The sequence below is a fragment of the Pseudomonas sp. 300 genome, assembly GCF_055803035.1.
In genome coordinates this window covers 3,839,968-3,856,616 of sequence record NZ_JAVLRV010000002.1, presented here as the reverse complement: position 1 = coordinate 3,856,616, position 16,649 = coordinate 3,839,968, and the positions used below count along the sequence as shown (strand labels likewise).

The 16,649-nt window shown below is 58.4% G+C and carries 17 protein-coding genes; 9 read left to right on the top strand and 8 right to left on the bottom strand.

The genetic code is table 11. The features are described 5' to 3' along the window. Positions 1-309 precede the first annotated feature (309 nt). Complete coding sequence (gene gdhA, locus Q7W83_RS24255; RefSeq protein ID WP_150638330.1) at positions 310-1,647, top strand: NADP-specific glutamate dehydrogenase; 1,338 nt, start codon at positions 310-312, stop codon at positions 1,645-1,647. Here gdhA and Q7W83_RS24250 read toward each other — a convergent pair. The 4 genes from Q7W83_RS24250 to Q7W83_RS24235 form a co-directional block, all read right to left on the bottom strand. Next, the gene (locus Q7W83_RS24250) at positions 1,644-2,138 is read right to left on the bottom strand and encodes a GreA/GreB family elongation factor (protein ID WP_150638328.1); all 495 of its coding nucleotides are present in this window, start codon (positions 2,136-2,138) and stop codon (positions 1,644-1,646) included. The genes gdhA and Q7W83_RS24250 overlap by 4 nt on opposite strands. 70 nt (positions 2,139-2,208) lie before the next feature. After that, complete coding sequence (locus Q7W83_RS24245; RefSeq protein ID WP_150633510.1) at positions 2,209-2,565, bottom strand: hypothetical protein; 357 nt, start codon at positions 2,563-2,565, stop codon at positions 2,209-2,211. Positions 2,566-2,700: 135 nt separating this feature from the next. Further along, entirely contained in the window at positions 2,701-4,554 is a 1,854-nt protein-coding gene (locus Q7W83_RS24240) for an Lnb N-terminal periplasmic domain-containing protein (protein ID WP_473657381.1), read from the bottom strand. Positions 4,555-4,648: 94 nt separating this feature from the next. Further along, positions 4,649-5,137: a DUF3015 domain-containing protein gene (locus Q7W83_RS24235; RefSeq protein WP_150633508.1), complete on the bottom strand. Its 489-nt coding sequence runs from the start codon at positions 5,135-5,137 to the stop codon at positions 4,649-4,651. Between the two features lie 277 nt (positions 5,138-5,414). Between Q7W83_RS24235 and Q7W83_RS24230 the strand changes: the two genes are divergently transcribed. Then, positions 5,415-7,853, top strand: a complete 2,439-nt coding sequence (locus Q7W83_RS24230; RefSeq protein WP_150633507.1) for a Lon protease family protein — start codon at positions 5,415-5,417, stop codon at positions 7,851-7,853. Positions 7,854-8,190: 337 nt separating this feature from the next. Beyond that, positions 8,191-8,532 (top strand): PA4575 family protein, encoded by a 342-nt coding sequence (locus Q7W83_RS24225; RefSeq protein WP_017340866.1) that lies wholly within the window; start codon positions 8,191-8,193, stop codon positions 8,530-8,532. Positions 8,533-8,537: 5 nt separating this feature from the next. On the opposite strand, the gene Q7W83_RS24220 is transcribed toward Q7W83_RS24225, so the two are convergent. Continuing rightward, positions 8,538-10,367 (bottom strand): hypothetical protein, encoded by a 1,830-nt coding sequence (locus Q7W83_RS24220; RefSeq protein ID WP_150633506.1) that lies wholly within the window; start codon positions 10,365-10,367, stop codon positions 8,538-8,540. A gap of 158 nt (positions 10,368-10,525) precedes the next feature. Here Q7W83_RS24220 and Q7W83_RS24215 point away from each other — a divergent pair, with 158 nt between their 5' ends. From Q7W83_RS24215 to Q7W83_RS24205, 3 genes are all read left to right on the top strand, one after another. Next, positions 10,526-11,014, top strand: a complete 489-nt coding sequence (locus Q7W83_RS24215; RefSeq protein WP_007943976.1) for a TIGR00645 family protein — start codon at positions 10,526-10,528, stop codon at positions 11,012-11,014. A gap of 133 nt (positions 11,015-11,147) precedes the next feature. Next, positions 11,148-11,447 (top strand): DUF6482 family protein, encoded by a 300-nt coding sequence (locus tag Q7W83_RS24210; RefSeq protein ID WP_150633505.1) that lies wholly within the window; start codon positions 11,148-11,150, stop codon positions 11,445-11,447. Between the two features lie 121 nt (positions 11,448-11,568). Further along, positions 11,569-12,186, top strand: a complete 618-nt coding sequence (locus tag Q7W83_RS24205) for an FKBP-type peptidyl-prolyl cis-trans isomerase (protein WP_008028844.1) — start codon at positions 11,569-11,571, stop codon at positions 12,184-12,186. Positions 12,187-12,315: 129 nt separating this feature from the next. Here the strand turns inward: Q7W83_RS24205 and Q7W83_RS24200 are convergent, their stop codons facing one another. The 3 genes from Q7W83_RS24200 to Q7W83_RS24190 all read right to left on the bottom strand — a co-directional run bounded on the left by Q7W83_RS24200 (position 12,316) and on the right by Q7W83_RS24190 (position 14,278). After that, positions 12,316-12,573, bottom strand: coding sequence for a PA4570 family protein (locus tag Q7W83_RS24200; protein ID WP_150633504.1), 258 nt, complete (start codon positions 12,571-12,573; stop codon positions 12,316-12,318). 206 nt (positions 12,574-12,779) lie between these two features. Beyond that, on the bottom strand, positions 12,780-13,121 hold the full coding sequence (locus tag Q7W83_RS24195) for a zinc ribbon domain-containing protein YjdM (protein WP_010467527.1): 342 nt from the start codon (positions 13,119-13,121) through the stop codon (positions 12,780-12,782). 188 nt (positions 13,122-13,309) lie between these two features. Then, positions 13,310-14,278, bottom strand: a complete 969-nt coding sequence (locus Q7W83_RS24190) for a polyprenyl synthetase family protein (RefSeq protein WP_017340860.1) — start codon at positions 14,276-14,278, stop codon at positions 13,310-13,312. Between the two features lie 240 nt (positions 14,279-14,518). Between Q7W83_RS24190 and rplU the strand changes: the two genes are divergently transcribed. The 3 genes from rplU (at position 14,519) to cgtA (ending at position 16,560) form a co-directional block, all read left to right on the top strand. Continuing rightward, positions 14,519-14,833, top strand: coding sequence for a 50S ribosomal protein L21 (rplU, locus tag Q7W83_RS24185; RefSeq protein ID WP_003176051.1), 315 nt, complete (start codon positions 14,519-14,521; stop codon positions 14,831-14,833). A gap of 34 nt (positions 14,834-14,867) precedes the next feature. Further along, positions 14,868-15,143 (top strand): 50S ribosomal protein L27, encoded by a 276-nt coding sequence (gene rpmA, locus Q7W83_RS24180; RefSeq protein WP_003215862.1) that lies wholly within the window; start codon positions 14,868-14,870, stop codon positions 15,141-15,143. A gap of 193 nt (positions 15,144-15,336) precedes the next feature. Then, positions 15,337-16,560, top strand: coding sequence for an Obg family GTPase CgtA (gene cgtA, locus Q7W83_RS24175; RefSeq protein ID WP_150633503.1), 1,224 nt, complete (start codon positions 15,337-15,339; stop codon positions 16,558-16,560). The last annotated feature ends 89 nt before the right edge of the window (positions 16,561-16,649 follow it).

The window sequence follows — 16,649 nt, the reverse complement described above, 5'->3', positions numbered from 1 at the left end:
TTTTTTTTGCTTTCTGTGACACCGTGGTGCGGCCATCGCTAGCAGGCTAGCTCCCACAGGGGTTATGCGATCGATGCCAAACCACTGTGGGAGCTAGCCTGCTAGCGATGGCGATTTATCTGATGGTGCAAGACTCCAGAAGCAAATCCCTGTTTGGGTGCAAAAAACCCTCAAAAGGCCGATAAATTTATATCCTGCGCACCATTTGATTTCACAAACGCGACATTTTGCTCTGTTCCAGTGCGCATTCCGTTTGCTAAAGTCCGGCCCAATCTCTTTCAACGACAATAAATTTGCCGAGACTTTTCCATGATCGAATCCGTCGAAACCTTCCTTGCCCGACTGAAAAAACGCGACCCGGACCAACCTGAATTCCACCAGGCTGTCGAAGAAGTCCTGCGCAGCCTGTGGCCGTTTCTCGAAGCCAATCCGCATTATCTGACCTCCGGCATCCTGGAACGGATCTGCGAGCCGGAGCGGGCGATTGTATTTCGCGTTTCCTGGGTCGACGATCACGGCAAGGTGCAGGTCAATCGCGGGTTCCGCATCCAGATGAACAGCGCGATCGGCCCGTACAAGGGCGGTTTGCGTTTCCATCCTTCGGTGAACCTCGGCGTGCTGAAATTCCTCGCCTTCGAACAAACCTTCAAAAACTCCCTGACCTCGTTGCCCATGGGCGGCGGCAAGGGGGGCTCGGACTTCGATCCGAAAGGTAAAAGCGACGCGGAAGTCATGCGTTTCTGCCAGGCCTTCATGAGCGAGTTGTACCGTCACATCGGTGCGGACGTTGACGTGCCGGCCGGTGATATCGGCGTTGGTGCCCGCGAGATCGGTTTCCTGTTCGGCCAGTACAAACGCCTCAGCAACCAGTTCACCAGCGTATTGACCGGCAAGGGGCCGAGCTATGGCGGCAGCCTGATTCGCCCGGAAGCCACCGGTTTCGGCTGCGTGTACTTTGCCGAGGAAATGCTCAAGCGCAGCGGTGAAGCCGTCGAAGGCAAGCGCGTAGCGATCTCGGGTTCCGGTAACGTTGCGCAGTACGCGGCGCGCAAGGTCATGGACCTGGGCGGCAAGGTGATTTCGCTCTCGGACTCCGAAGGCACGCTTTACTGCGAGGCTGGTTTGACCGAAGAACAATGGCTGGCGCTGCTGGAGCTGAAAAACGTCACACGTGGGCGGATCAGCGAACTGGCCAGCCGTTTCGGTCTGGAGTTCCGTGCGGGTCAGTGCCCGTGGGATCTGGTGTGCGACATCGCGCTGCCTTGCGCCACTCAAAACGAACTGAATGCCGAGGCCGCGCGTACGTTGCTGCGCAACGGCTGTGTCTGCGTGGCAGAAGGCGCGAACATGCCGACCACCCTGGAAGCCGTGGACCTGTTTATCGATGCGGGGATTCTGTTTGCGCCGGGCAAGGCGTCCAACGCCGGCGGCGTTGCGGTGAGCGGGCTGGAGATGTCGCAGAACGCCATGCGACTGCTGTGGACCGGCGGGGAAGTGGACAGCAAACTCCACGGGATCATGCAGTCGATCCACCATGCGTGCGTGCATTACGGCGAAGAGAACGGCCGCATCAACTACGTCAAAGGCGCGAACATCGCCGGTTTCGTCAAAGTCGCCGACGCCATGCTCGCCCAAGGCGTGGTTTAAGCCGGTTCAATGCGGATGATTTCGATCATCTGATCGCCGGCCGGGCGTTGCCACAGCACCTCGTCGCCGAGTTGCGCCCCAAGCAATGCCCGGCCCAGCGGTGAACCCCAGTTGATCAGGCCCGCAGACGCGTCAGCCTGATCCTCGCCGACCAGTTGCACCGTTTGCTCGGTGCTGTGCTCGTCGGCGAAGGTCACGCGGCTGCCGATCTGCACTTTTTGCGTTGAGCGGGCGGCGGTCACGACCTGAGCGCTTTGCAGGCGCTGATTGAAGTAGCGCAAGTCTCGTTCAAGATCGGCCTGGCGCTGCTTGTCGGCGTGTTCGCCCTTGGACGATTGTTCGCTGTGCAATTGCTGCAGCTCGGCGACTTTCGCCTGCAATTGGGCAAGGCCTGTGGGCGTGACGTAATTAGGCTGCGTGCTGACCTGCCGTTCGACTGGCTGATCGGCTTGCGCGGCGGCGTTATCTTCGTTGACGAAGGCGCGACTCATGGTGTTCTCCCGTTATAGGGTTTGGGCCATGGTCACAGGCTTTTAGTTTCGGTGGATGTCTGGCAGCGACTCATTGCGAGCGAAACGCACGGGCGGCGTCCTGATCTTTCTGTTGTTGCCAGGCCTTTTCACGTTCATCCCAATGATGGCTGCGATAGTCTTCGCGGTCTTCGCTTTCACGCATGGCCTGGCACTGCCGGAAGCCATCACTCCAGCCTTCGGCGTATTGCTTGTCCTTGAGATAACGCGGGACGTTCTTGCGAAATTCACCGGTGATCGCCCCGGCGGCCTGTCGGCCACTGCTGCAGCCGTCATCGAAGCCATCGGCGAACGCGGGGGGATAACCCTTGGCGATCAGATCTTCGTGGGTTGTCTGACAGCCCATGATCAACATCAATACACCCACCACACCCACGCAACGCCACATCTCGGACTCCCGGCCGTTCAACGGCCTATACGTGAAGTCTAGGAGTGGATTCGTGAGGCGTTTGTGAAAGGAGCGTGATGGATCTGTCAGGAAGCGAAAATCCGTTATAGGAGCCGGCTTGCCGGCTCCTACAGGTCAGTAGTGATACCACTTCACCTCAAGCATCACTTCGTTTTCGGGGGAAGCGAGGTGGCTGAACTCGCGCTGGGCGCTCAGGCGTAAGCCGAGGTTGCGCGACAATTCCCACTGCTGGTTCAGACTCACGCTACGGCGTACTTCGCCATTGATGAAAAAATCCCCCTTGGCCTCCAGGCTGAAATTGCCCAGCGGATTCTTCCACAGCACACCGCTGTTGAAACCCGCCGCAGGGGCAATAAAACCGGCGAAGTCGTTGTTGTGCTCGACACGCACGGTGCCCAAGGCAAAACCGAGCATGTCGTCGGCCAGTTGCCAGGTGCCGCCGCCACCGCCGTTGACGTGACTGACCAGCGTCTCGTCATCATGTTTGCCCGGCACCCGTTCAAGGCCACCGGTGACCTGCCACGACAGCGGTTGCAGCAGCTCGTTGCGCGGGGTCAGGGAACGGATGGTCGCCAGATCCAGTTGCTGCAACTGCCACTGGTTGCCTTCGTACTGGCGCAGTTTCATCTGCAGGATTTCGATCTGCGCGCCGAGGGGAAAGCTTTCCGAGTTGTCGTTGAGATCGTGATACGCCATGCGCAGGCCATATTCACCGAAGGCCTTGTCGCCCCGGGTGCCAATGCCAGCCTGCCAGGTGCGCGATTCATGACCGTCCTCGGGCAGGCCGGGTTGCGGGATGTCCAGCTCCGGCGCCGGGTTCTGGTTAATCGCCCGCAGCAATTCAAAACTGCGTTGAGCCCGCTGCGGATCGCGTTCCTGGCCGTTGGCGCGGTAGCGTTCGAGGCGGTAAGCCGCGTCGATGATCAGCGCCTGACGCTCGCGCGGTTGCGCTTTGAACGCCGGCTCCTGCAACTGTTTCTGGTCGGCGCTGACTTTCAGCACCCACTGCTGTTCTTCTGGATTCAACGGTTCGGCGCGGCTGAGCAGTTCACGTTCGCGGGACGGCCGATACTGAATGGATTCCACCAGGCCGGCTTCTTTCACCGCTTTGACCGTGTCGGTGGGAATGGCGGTCAGCGGGAATTGTTCAGTCAGGCGCAGGCTCGGACGCGCCACTTGCAGCAATTCCAGCAGGCGATAGGAGCAGTTTTCGTCGAAGAAAAAATAGTCGAACTGGATCTGCTTGAGTTCCCAGATGTGCTCGACCATGCGCTCGGTTTCTTGCTGCGTCAGGTTCAGCCGGTACTCCCACAGGTCGCGGTTTTCCAGGCTGCGGTATTCCGAGAGTTTTTCCTGATACGGCACCAGCGCAAAAAGGCCCGGATAGCCGCCCATCAAACCTTTCCAGGCGTAGAGGATGCTGTTGTCCGAGCCTTCGATGTAGGCGCCGAAGTTGATTGCGTAGCTGAGCAATGACGTCTTGTCGCTCTGCACATCCGCCTGATCGATGCGCAACAACGTGTGGCCGAACATCGATGACGGACTGTTCAAATAGGCGGCCGGAAAAATCATCACCGCGCTGTGGGGCGAGACATCCTTGAACCATTGCTTGAACTCGGCGCAGTCCAGTGTCGGCAAATCGGACAGATTAAGTTGTGCCTTCAGCCAGCGAGTCCGCGCCGGGTAGACGCATTGCGCGTGTTGTTCGCCGGCACTGGCCGGGGCGTACAGCGCCTGCACGGTGGCTGTCAGTTCGCGGTCGGGGTGTTCGTCGCCGTCGGGCGCCAGAAAGAACTTCTTGTCGCTGACATAGCTGCGCCAGCCACCCAGCTTGGCAGTTTCGTAATGACCTAGGGAAATCCAGAAGGGATCGTTGGCCAGTTGCTGCAAACGTTGATTGTCGATGGTAGGCGCGGCGGACAGCGGGGCGCAGACACAGAGCGCCAGCCAGGCAAGGCGTTTGAGCATAGTGGGCAACTTAGATATTCGAGAATAAAGACCCAAAAAAGGGGCAGGTCCAAAAAATAAAACCCGCTCCCCGAAAGGAGCGGGCGGGTCGAGCTTAAGCTTGAGTTGCGTACTTGGCCAGACGAGGATCGGCCTTCAAAATGGCCAGGGTGTTGGTATGCACGTCATCAGCGGTCACGTCAGCCTTGCTGAAAATCTGCTGGAAGTGCTCGTGAGTCACAGCAGCGAAGTGCGCACGGTCTTCCGGCGCCACGCCCAGTACCACGGCGTAAGTGGTCAGCGCTTCGCCCTGACCCTTGGCCATGTCTTCGGACAGCTCGTTCATCATGCCATTCATGGCAATCCAGGATTTGCCGCCATAGGTCAGCGACGCATTAGTCGAGCAACCGTTGGTACCGGAGGTCATACCGAAGGTTGCGTTGCCGGAAGTGCCGTTGGTGGTGGATGCCAGGAAGTGAGCCGGGGTGCCACGCTGACCTTCGAACAGCATGTTGCCCCAACCGCAATCCGGGCCGCCTGGCGCCTGAGCCATGGCATTGAGGGATACAGCGGTGAAGAGAGTACCGAGAAGAATCCGTTTCATAGCTTTGTTCTCTTTTATGTGCATACCAATGGACAAGGGGTCTGGCCCTATCTGGCGCCAGTGGGCCGGTTATTGTTCCAGCCGCGCAGTTTGGAGTTTAGGCATGTTCCAAGGGTTCCGTGACTTTTTCGGAAACATTCGTTGAAAACATTGATTTCACACCGGCCCGCGTGGCCATGTCGGCTTGGCTATGCTTTGGCGAAAGGCGCGCCTTGCAAGAGAGGTATGGGCAGCGCCAGAATGCCGCTATCTGCCCCGCCTGATGTAAGGAAGCCCGATGCCTGATCCTGTTGCTGCCAGCTTGCGTCTAGCGCCCGAAGCGCTGACTCGTCCGTTTTCCGCTGAACAGTTCAGCTTCTCTACCACCAATGATCTGGAGCCCTTCCGCGGTGTGCTTGGCCAGGAACGTGCGGTCGAAGCCTTGCAGTTCGGTGTGGCCATGCCACGCCCCGGTTACAACGTATTCGTCATGGGCGAGCCCGGCACCGGCCGGTTTTCGTTCGTCAAACGCTACCTGAAGGCCGAAGGCAAGCGCCTGCAAACCCCGGCGGACTGGGTCTACGTCAACAATTTCGATGAGCCCCGCGAGCCTCGCGCCCTGGAGTTGCCCTCGGGCACTGCCGGCGCGTTTATCGGTGATATCAACGCGCTGATCGACAACCTGCTGGCGACTTTTCCGGCTGTGTTCGAACACCCGTCCTACCAGCAGAAGAAAAGCGCCATCGACCGCGCTTTCAACCAGCGCTACGACAAGGCGCTGGACATCATCGAGCGCCTGGCGCTGGAAAAGGAAGTCGCGCTGTACCGCGACGCGAGCAACATTGCGTTTACCCCGATGAGCGACGGCAAGGCGCTGGATGAAGCGGAATTCGCCCAGTTGCCGGAAGCCGATCGCGAGCGTTTCCACGAAGACATTTCCGGTCTGGAAGAGCGTCTGAACGAAGAGCTGGCCAGCCTGCCGCAGTGGAAGCGCGAGTCGAGCAATCAACTCCGTCATCTCAACGAAGAAACCATCACCCTGGCCTTGCAACCGTTGTTGTCGCCGCTGTCGGAAAAATACGCCGAGAACGCGGCGGTGTGCGGTTACCTGCAGGCGATGCAGGTTTACCTGCTGAAAACCGTGGTCGAGCAACTGGTGGACGACAGCAAAGTCGACGCCGTTGCCCGCAAGATGCTGGAAGAGCAATACGCGCCGAGCCTGATGGTCGGTCATTCGTCCAGCGGCGGTGCGCCGGTGGTGTTCGAACCGCACCCGACTTACGAAAACCTGTTTGGCCGCATCGAATACAGCACCGATCAGGGCGCGCTCTACACGACTTATCGTCAACTGCGACCGGGCGCGCTGCACCGCGCCAACGGCGGTTTCCTGATCCTTGAAGCGGAAAAAATGCTCAGCGAGCCGTTCGTGTGGGATGCGCTCAAGCGCGCCCTGCAATCGCGCAAACTGAAAATGGAATCACCACTGGGTGAGCTGGGCCGTCTGGCCACTGTGACGCTGACACCGCAACACATTCCGCTGCAGGTCAAAGTCGTCATCATTGGTGCCCGGCAGTTGTACTACACGCTGCAGGACCTCGATCCGGACTTCCAGGAGATGTTCCGCGTTCTGGTGGACTTCGACGAAGACATCCCGATGGTCGACGAAAGCCTGGAGCAGTTCGCCCAGTTGCTGAAAACCCGTACCTCCGAGGAAGGCATGGCGCCGCTGACCGCCGACGCGGTGGCGCGCCTGGCGACCTACAGCGCGCGTCTGGCTGAGCATCAGGGGCGTTTGTCGGCGCGGATCGGGGACCTGTTCCAACTGGTCAGCGAGGCGGATTTCATTCGTCAGCTGGCGGGCGACGAAATGACCGACGCCGGGCACATCGAGCGTGCGCTCAAGGCCAAGGCCACTCGCACCGGGCGCGTTTCGGCGCGGATTCTCGATGACATGCTGGCCGGGATCATCCTGATCGACACCGATGGCGCGGCAGTCGGCAAGTGCAACGGGCTGACGGTGCTGGAAGTCGGTGATTCGGCATTCGGTGTGCCGGCGCGAATTTCCGCCACGGTCTATCCGGGCGGCAGCGGCATTGTCGACATCGAGCGCGAAGTTAACCTCGGCCAGCCGATTCACTCCAAAGGCGTGATGATCCTCACCGGGTATCTGGGCAGCCGTTACGCTCAGGAATTCCCGTTGGCGATTTCCGCGAGTATCGCCCTGGAGCAGTCCTACGGTTACGTCGATGGTGACAGTGCTTCGCTGGGCGAGGCGTGCACGCTGATCTCGGCGCTGTCGAAAACGCCACTCAAGCAGTGCTTTGCGATCACCGGCTCGATCAACCAATTCGGTGAGGTGCAGGCGGTGGGCGGGGTCAACGAGAAGATCGAAGGCTTCTTCCGTCTCTGCGAAGCCCGCGGGCTGACCGGTGAGCAAGGGGCAATCATTCCTCACGCCAACGTGGCGACGCTGATGCTCGATGAGAAGGTATTGGCAGCCGTGCGCGCAGGTCAATTCCACGTTTACGCCGTGCGCCAGGCTGACGAAGCGCTGAGCCTGTTGGTGGGTGAGCCTGCCGGTGCGCCGGATGAAAATGGCGAATTCCCTGAGGGCAGTGTGAATGCGCGGGTGGTGGAGCGCTTGCGGGTGATCGCGGAAATGATCAGCGAAGAAGACCTGAAAGAGGCCGAGAAGGAAGCTGCGCAGGAAGCCTTGGTCGAAGCCAAACCGGCCTGACATACAACCAATCAGAAATCGCACCGATCCTGTGGGAGCGAGCTTGCTCGCGATAGCGGACTGTCAGCCAACAGAGATGTTGAATGTCAGTGCTTCATCGCGAGCAAGCTCGCTCCCACAGTTTTTGAGGTGTCGTCGAAAGTCATACTCCACTCAAAAAAGTGCCATCACTCTGACGTCAATATTCACACAATGACCATTCGGCGCCTTCTGGTCTCAGTTGACGTGCGGGTCTGACTTTTCTTCTATTCTCAGCTCAAGGATATCGACAGTAATCACTGGATCGAGACAGCTCTCCCGTGGGGGCTGAATACCGGATCTAACGAGGGTCGCCGCCATGTCGCGCAACCTCTGCCTCACCCGTCAGTGTTTGGGTCTTGTGACCCGTATCGAATGCGCTATCAAGCCATTGGCTGGCGATACGGGCATGTGGACCTTGCTGTTTGCCGCCGGAATGGCTGGCGAACAACCGTCAGCCATCAAGGCCCAGGGCCCGTTTCATGGTCCGTTCGTGGCTGAGTCGATCCTCGACACCATCGTTGAAAGCCTGACTTTGCACGGCTATGAACTGGCCGATGACCCGCAAATCTGGTGCCTGCATTTGCAAGCCCAGCTTCGGGAAATCAATGGTGGACGCTGCCGCAACCTGGGCGGCTTCGAGTTTCGTCCCGACCACTGAGACGACTACTGGGCAAGGTCGGACGTATCAGCCTTGTCGAGCTTGACCTCGAAACCATATTGCACGGTGGTAAGGTCGGTTCGCTGATAGGTTTCCAGGCGTGTGGGTTGGCCATAAAAGTAATGCACGCCGAATAACGCTGGGCCTTGCGCGCTCGCATCGTGAATGACCGAAAGAATCTCCTTGAGATAGTGACCGCTGTCGTCCCTGGCGAAAAAGCGCCAGTCCTGGGCGGGAAACAGCTTCAGATCAACCACCAGCGCATTGCCTTTCAATTCCAGGCCTTTGGGCAGTTGGGCGGCGTCAAGTGTTTGCTTGTCGACCGTGGCCAGGAACAGCGGCATGGAGCCCACCGCAAACGCCGGCGTTTGCGCGAACAAGTTCAGGTCATAAGTGATGATGCCGCGCAGAGGATCGACCTGGTAAGCCTCGGGCGGCAGTTCAATGGGCTCATCGCGTTGACCGCTGCTGTCCTCGGTAAAGAAACTGACGGGGCTATCGCCAGGGTTGAAGGAGGTGCCCAGCAGTTCATCATTGAAGCTTCGGGTGTGATCGAATTCGATGCGCGCCGCGCTCGGGTCGTCCACCGATTGCCGGATGCTGACGCTTTTCTTCAGTTGCTCCTCGGTGAGCGTCGCGCCTTTGAGCCATATCGGCGCCTGATCGTCGTACACCACCACGGGCAATGTCAGTGGCTGGATGGTTTTTGCCGTGGTGTGTTGATCGAAGCGACGGATCGGCAAGTCCAGGTCTTTGCGCGTCACCGTGGCCGTTGAAAAGTCCAGCAGGCTGACTTCAAGGGTCTCGATCGGGCCGTTGAAATACACCTTTGAATAATGCTTGGTTTGTTGCTTCTCAAACGCGCGTTGTTCATCTTCGAGCTGCTTTTCGAAGGCCTCGCTCCAGCCCTTCTGCTGTTGCATTTTCACCAGTTGTTTCTGATAGAAGGCGATTTGCGCGGCCGTTTCGTTGATCGAGCCCGAACGTGAGAGAAATTGCCCGGTGGAATCCTTGGCCTGGACGATCAGCGGGTTAAGGGGTGTCTCGCTGACCTCGGGCGCCAGCGGTGCGCTGTTGTTGAATTCGATTTCGGCGTAGTTGTTTGTCAGTGACAGCAGGGTGACGCTGAGGTTGTCGTTGGTGCGGGTCTGGCCAATGTCTTTTTTTGTCAGGTCGACGCTATAGAGCCGGCGCGGGGCGACGACTTCGACCTTGCCTTGCAGGCTGACCGGTTGCGGCTGGTTCTTGTTTTCCACGTCCAGACCGTCGATGAAGGGGTAGGTCACGGTGAGATCGTCGGGGTTGGTCAGGTTGGAGCTCGACGGGCTCAGTTGAATACCCGGATCGGTTTCCGACCACTCCGGCTGGAACGGGATTACGCGTTTGTTGCTGAGGGTCACCGACTGCCATTCCAGGCCATGTGGAAAGAGAAACTCGGCCGGAATGTTGAAGTTGTACGGGAACACCGGTTGCAGGTCGGTCAGGTAGTCGGAGCTGGAATCCTTGTGCAGCACAAACAGGCCGTTAATGTACGTGTCGACCAGTGCCTGTGGCGTGGGGTAGTGCTTGAGCACCGCAAGGACGTCCTCACCGTACTCGGTGACCACGGGTTTGCTGTCGAGTTTGAGTTGTGCACGCTCAAGCAACAGCAGCGAGCCACCCAATTCGGCCACGGCATCCTTGAGTTTCGGGTCCTGGATGGCCTCAAGGGACGTCTCGAACTGCGCGGTTTTTTCCTCAAGGCTGACCTGGCGTTTGTCATCGCCGGGTGAGCAGCCGCTCATCAGCAGAGCCAGACAAACCCCGGCGCTCATTAAAGGCAATCGCACATCCATTTCCCGTCTTCCTGTCCGATGTCGCTGAGCTGTCAATGGTTTGGACACTAGCAGAAAAACCTTGTGACACACGTGCAGGTTGCGGATTTTCCGACTGTTTCTGGCTGTAACGGGGGGCTGGTATACTCGCGGCCATTTCCAGCCCAAGTGTGAGATTTATGGAACGCTTTATCGAAAACGCTATGTACGCCTCCCGCTGGCTGCTCGCGCCTATCTACTTCGGTCTGTCCCTCGGGCTGCTGGCCCTGGCGCTGAAATTCTTCCAGGAAGTCTTCCACGTCATCCCCAACGTGTTCTCCATGGCCGAATCGGACCTGATTCTGGTGCTGCTGTCGCTGATCGACATGGCGCTGGTGGGCGGTTTGCTGGTGATGGTGATGATTTCCGGCTACGAGAACTTCGTCTCTCAGCTAGACATCGACGACAGCAAAGAAAAGCTCAACTGGCTGGGTACCATGGATTCGTCTTCGTTGAAGATGAAGGTCGCGGCGTCCATCGTGGCGATTTCGTCGATCCACCTGCTGCGGATTTTCATGGACGCCAAGAACGTCGATCCCGAGCATTTGAAGTGGTACGTGATCATTCACATGACTTTCGTGGTGTCGGCGTTTGCCATGGGGTATCTGGATAAGCTGACCAAGCACTGATTGCTGCGTTTTACCTTCGCACTCCGCCCGTCTGTTGCGAAACAGACGGGCGGCGTCGTTTATGGCTTGTACTTTGATGCGCTGAGGCCTATGCCTGTAAGGATGTTGGCTCGCCACTGTGTGAGGTGCGTTCATGAATCTGCAAGAGCTCAATGCCTATGCCATCGCCGGGAAGGTCGATGAGTTGAACCTGATCTCCATGGAAGGTGGAATCTACCTGCTGGAAGCGCGCATGCATGGCGCGGCGTATCCATTGAGTGACGCCCACGGCAAGGCGTTTCCTGTGCGCTCGGTCGAGCATGCGCGGGACCTGCTTCACGCCTTTCCCACGTTGCCTTTCAATCTTGTGCACACCTCGGTTCATGACGAAATGTGCGGGCTCAGCGCCAGTGCAGCTGAATGCCTGAAGGTGCCGATCGCCTGGCAGCACTGACAGGCCTCATCAGCGCAACGACATCTGTGCTAGTCTGCTGGCCCTTTTGGTTCCGGGCGCTCCGGGACGCGCTGTGCACGCACGGCAAGTTCCAGGGCCGTCCGCACAGCGGAGCAGTGTCATGTCCGAAGTAAATCTGTCCACCGACGAAACCCGCGTCAGCTACGGTATCGGCCGTCAGTTGGGCGACCAACTGCGCGACAACCCGCCACCGGGCGTTAGCCTGGACGCGATCCTGGCTGGTCTGACTGACGCCTTCGCCGGCAAGGAAAGCCGTGTAGGTCAGGAAGAAATGTCCGCGAGCTTCAAGGTTATTCGCGAAATCATGCAAGCCGAAGCTGCTGCCAAAGCTGAAGCGGCTGCTGGCGAAGGCCTGGCGTTCCTGGCTGAAAACGCCAAGCGCGATGGCATCACCACCCTGGCTTCCGGTCTGCAATTCGAAGTGCTGACCGCCGGTGAAGGCGCCAAGCCGACCCGTGAAGACCAAGTGCGTACTCACTACCACGGCACCCTGATCGACGGCACAGTGTTCGATAGCTCCTACGAACGCGGTCAGCCTGCAGAATTCCCGGTAGGCGGCGTGATCGCTGGCTGGACCGAAGCGCTGCAACTGATGAACGCCGGCAGCAAATGGCGTCTGTACGTGCCGAGCGAACTGGCTTACGGCGCTCAAGGCGTTGGCAGCATTCCTCCGCACAGCGTACTGGTCTTCGACGTCGAGCTGCTCGACGTTCTGTAAGCCCTGGCCCGATGTTCCGTCGGGCTAATGTGGGAGCCAGCCTGCTGGCGATAGGAGCGACCGGGTTTCTTCAAGACCGCGTTGATACCATCGCCAGCAGGCTGGCTCCCACAGTTTTTACGGCGCTATTCATACTTCAAACTTGTTATGCAGTTCACTCGACGGGCGCAACGCCCGGGCATAGCAGAACAGAAACAGATTGCGCACCAGTTCCTTGAGCACCACCGGCTCGCTGGAACTCAGGCCGTTGACGTCCAGATCACCCTGATCCTGCAGCTCGTTCAAGGCTTCTTCTTCAAGCACCGCACAGACTTCTCCGGTTTCCCGATGCAGGATCCTGAGGTAAGGGTGTGGGCGGTCCAGCCAGGCATCGATCAAATAAGTCATGGGTCTCATCTCCATTGATGGGTTTCAATGAGAATAATTCTTATTCATCAAATAGCAAGGACCTATTGGCGGTTTGTGGTTTTTTCCGGGTAAAGAGTGCGTAAGGTCAAAACGGCTGGCGTATGGCTATTGCGAGGAAATGCGGGGCGCAGCGGGAGAGGGCAAAGCACCATCCCACGCAGGGCGCGGGATGGATTACAGCAGGCTCAGACTTTTCTGACGAACTCGGATTTGAGCTTCATCGGCCCGATGCCGTCGATCTTGCAGTCGATGTCGTGGTCGCCATCGCACAGGCGGATGTTCTTGACCTTGGTGCCGACCTTGACCACCAGCGATGTGCCTTTGACCTTGAGGTCCTTGATCACGGTGATGGTGTCGCCGTCCTGCAGGACGTTGCCCACCGAATCTTTTTTCACGGTGTCATCGGAGGCCGCTTCAGCTTCGCCGCTAGCGGACCACTCGTGGGCGCACTCCGGGCAGATCAACTGCGCGCCGTCTTCATAGGTGTATTCGGAATTGCATTTCGGGCAGGGTGGCAACGTGCTCACTAAAGCTCCTCGGATTCAGGATCGCTAAAAAGCGCACATTGTATAGGGTTTTAGGCGGGAGAGGGCCGTACGCCGATAAACCTGTGGGAGCGAGCTTGCTCGCGATGGCGCTGTGTCAGTCAACATCACAGTCGACTATCAGATCGCAATCGCGAGCAAGCTCGCTCCCACAGGGTTTTGCAGTGTTGTCAGTGCGTGCGAGCTACTGCGAATTCACTCAATTCCACCAGTGCATCGCGGTATTCGCTGGCGGGCAGCGCGTCGAGGCATTTGATCGCACGGGCCACGTAGTCGCGGGCCAGTTGTGCGGTGTACTCAAGGGAGCCGGAAGCTTCAACGGCCTCGCGGATGCTCTCGAGGTCTTCGATACCCCCTTTCTGGATCGCCTTGCGCACCAGGGCAGCCTGTTCCGGCGTGCCTTCGCGCATGGTGTAGATCAGCGGCAGGGTCGGCTTGCCTTCGGCCAGATCGTCACCGACGTTCTTGCCCAGGGTCTCTGCGTCACCTTTGTAGTCCAGCAGGTCGTCGACCAGTTGGAAGGCGACGCCCAGGTGGTCGCCAAAGGTGCGCAGGGCTTCGGCCTGTTCCGGCGTGGCTTCGCAGAGGGCGGCGGCGCTGTGGGTCGAAGCCTCGAACAGCATCGCGGTTTTACCGCGGATGACTTCCATATAGGTTTCTTCGGTGGTGCTCGCGTCACGAACCTTGGACAGCTGCAGCACTTCGCCTTCGGCGATGATGCGCGTGGCTTGCGAAAGGATTTTCATCACCGGCATGGAGCCCAGTTCGACCATCATTTCGAAGGAGCGCGAGTACAGGAAGTCGCCCACCAGCACGCTTGGCGCATTGCCCCACATGGCGTTGGCAGTCGAGCGGCCACGGCGCATGCCGGACATATCGACCACGTCGTCATGCAGCAGGGTGGCGGTGTGCAGGAACTCGATGGTCGCGGCCAGCAGGCGCAGGTCATCGCCTTCGCGGCCCAGGGCCTTGCCGCACAGCAGCACTAATAAAGGACGCAGGCGTTTGCCACCGGCCGAAGTGATGTAATCGCCGATTTTCGAAACCAGCGGCACTCGGGAAGTCAGCTGCTTCTTGATGATGCCGTCGACGGCGCTAAAATCGTCCGCCACCGCGCGGTAGAAAGCTTGGGGTTGCATCAGCGACAGTTGCTCCAGAAGGGTTGCGCGGCATGCTAGGACCCACGTCGGCGGGTGTCAAGGCGCGATGGATGGCCTCTTGCATCGCCCCGGCAGCTTGCGTACAATCGCGCACCCTGAACTTCCTGGGCAGCACCTGCCTTACGCAATTGCAAACAGGCCTTCCAGCCCTATGCAGCCATGCCAGCCAATACCTCTTCTTATAAAGAGCTGGGTGAGCAGGATTATCGGAGAAATACCATGTCGTACGCAGTAATTGTTACTGGTGGCAAGCAATACAAGGTCGCCCCAGGTGAATACCTGAAGATCGAGAAACTGGAAATCGCTACTGGCGAATCCGTTACTTTTGATCGCGTTCTGTTGGTCGCCAATGGCGATGACGTGAACATCGGCGCTCCAGTTGTTGCCGGCGCTACCGTTGTGGCTGAAGTGATCTCCCAAGGTCGTCACGATAAAGTCCGCATCATCAAGTTCCGTCGTCGTAAGCACCACATGAAGCGTATGGGCCACCGCCAGTGGTACACCGAGATCAAAATCACCGGTATTCAGGCTTAATTTCAGCCTAATTCCTCACTAGGAGAATTGACTCATGGCACACAAAAAAGCTGGTGGTAGTACCCGTAACGGTCGCGACTCAGAAGCCAAACGCCTTGGCGTGAAGATGTATGGCGGCCAGGTTATCATTCCGGGCAACATCATCGTGCGTCAGCGCGGCACCCAATTCCACGCCGGTTACGGTGTTGGCATGGGTAAAGATCACACTCTGTTCGCTAAAATCGACGGCGTGATCAAGTTTGAAGTAAAAGGCGCTTTCAATCGCCGTTACGTGAGCATTGTCCCGAAGACTGAAGTCGTCGCGGCATAATTACGTAGATGCTGGAAAAGCCCTGTCTCGCGACGGGGCTTTTTCGTTTGTGGGGTGAGTCTCTTGCAAAGCTGTTTGTAATGAGCTCCAGCGCTGGATTTGCGGTCGTTGATTGAGGTCGCTGCGCTCATTTTTGCAAGAGTCTTATGTCTGGATTTTTTCGGCTCGTCCGTATGGCGAGAGGCGTTTTGTTATGAAGTTTGTTGATGAAGTATCGATTCGAGTAAAGGCCGGTGACGGCGGCAACGGTTGCATGAGCTTCCGTCGCGAGAAATTCATCGAAAATGGCGGCCCGAACGGCGGCGACGGTGGTGATGGCGGCTCGGTCTACATGATCGCCGATGAAAACCTCAATACCCTGGTGGACTACCGCTACACCCGGCACTTCGATGCCGAGCGCGGCTCCAATGGCGGCAGCACCGATTGCACCGGCAAGAAAGGTGAGGAGCTGGTGCTGCGCGTGCCGGTTGGCACGACCGTCATCGACGCTGCTACTCAAGAAGTGATCGGCGACCTGACCAAGGCTGGACAAAAGCTGTTGGTTGCTCATGGTGGCTGGCACGGTCTGGGTAACACCCGTTTCAAATCCAGTACCAACCGCGCTCCGCGTCAGACCACTCCGGGTAAGCCGGGTGAGGCTCGTGACCTGAAGCTGGAAATGAAGGTGTTGGCAGACGTTGGTCTGCTGGGTTTGCCGAATGCTGGCAAAAGTACCTTCATTCGCTCGGTATCGGCCGCCAAGCCGAAAGTCGCCGACTACCCGTTCACCACGCTGGTGCCGAACCTGGGTGTGGTCAGCGTCGATCGCTGGAAGAGCTTTGTGGTCGCGGATATCCCTGGCCTGATCGAAGGCGCTTCCGACGGCGCGGGCCTGGGGATTCGCTTCCTCAAGCACTTGTCGCGTACGCGTTTGCTGTTGCACCTCGTGGACATGGCGCCGCTCGATGACGCCAGTGCTCCGGATGCGGCCGAAGTGATCGTCAGCGAACTGACCAAGTTCAGCCCGTCTCTGGCTGAGCGTGATCGTTGGCTGGTGCTGAACAAGTGCGACCAGATCCTTGAGGAAGAGCACGATGCGCGCGTCAAGGAAATCGTTGATCGTCTGGAGTGGACCGGTCCGGTTTACGTGATCTCTGCGATCTCCAAGCTCGGCACTGAGCGTCTGTGCCATGACATCATGCGTTACATGGAAGATCGTGCCGATCGTCTGGCGAACGACCCTGCTTACAGGGAAGAGTTGGCCGATCTCGATCAGCGCATCGAAGATGAGGCTCGTGCTCAGCTGCAGGCCCTGGACGACCAGCGTGCCCTGCGTCGCAGTGGCGTGAAGTCGGTTCATGACATCGGCGACGATGATTGGGACGAAGAAGACGTGGATGATGAAGACGGTCCGGAAATCATTTACGTGCGTGACTGATCCGTTGCGATAAACTTGAACGCCGCTCCCAGGAGCGGCGTTTTAGTATCTGGAAATCGGTAGTCACGAATAACGTTACGGGCAGCGCT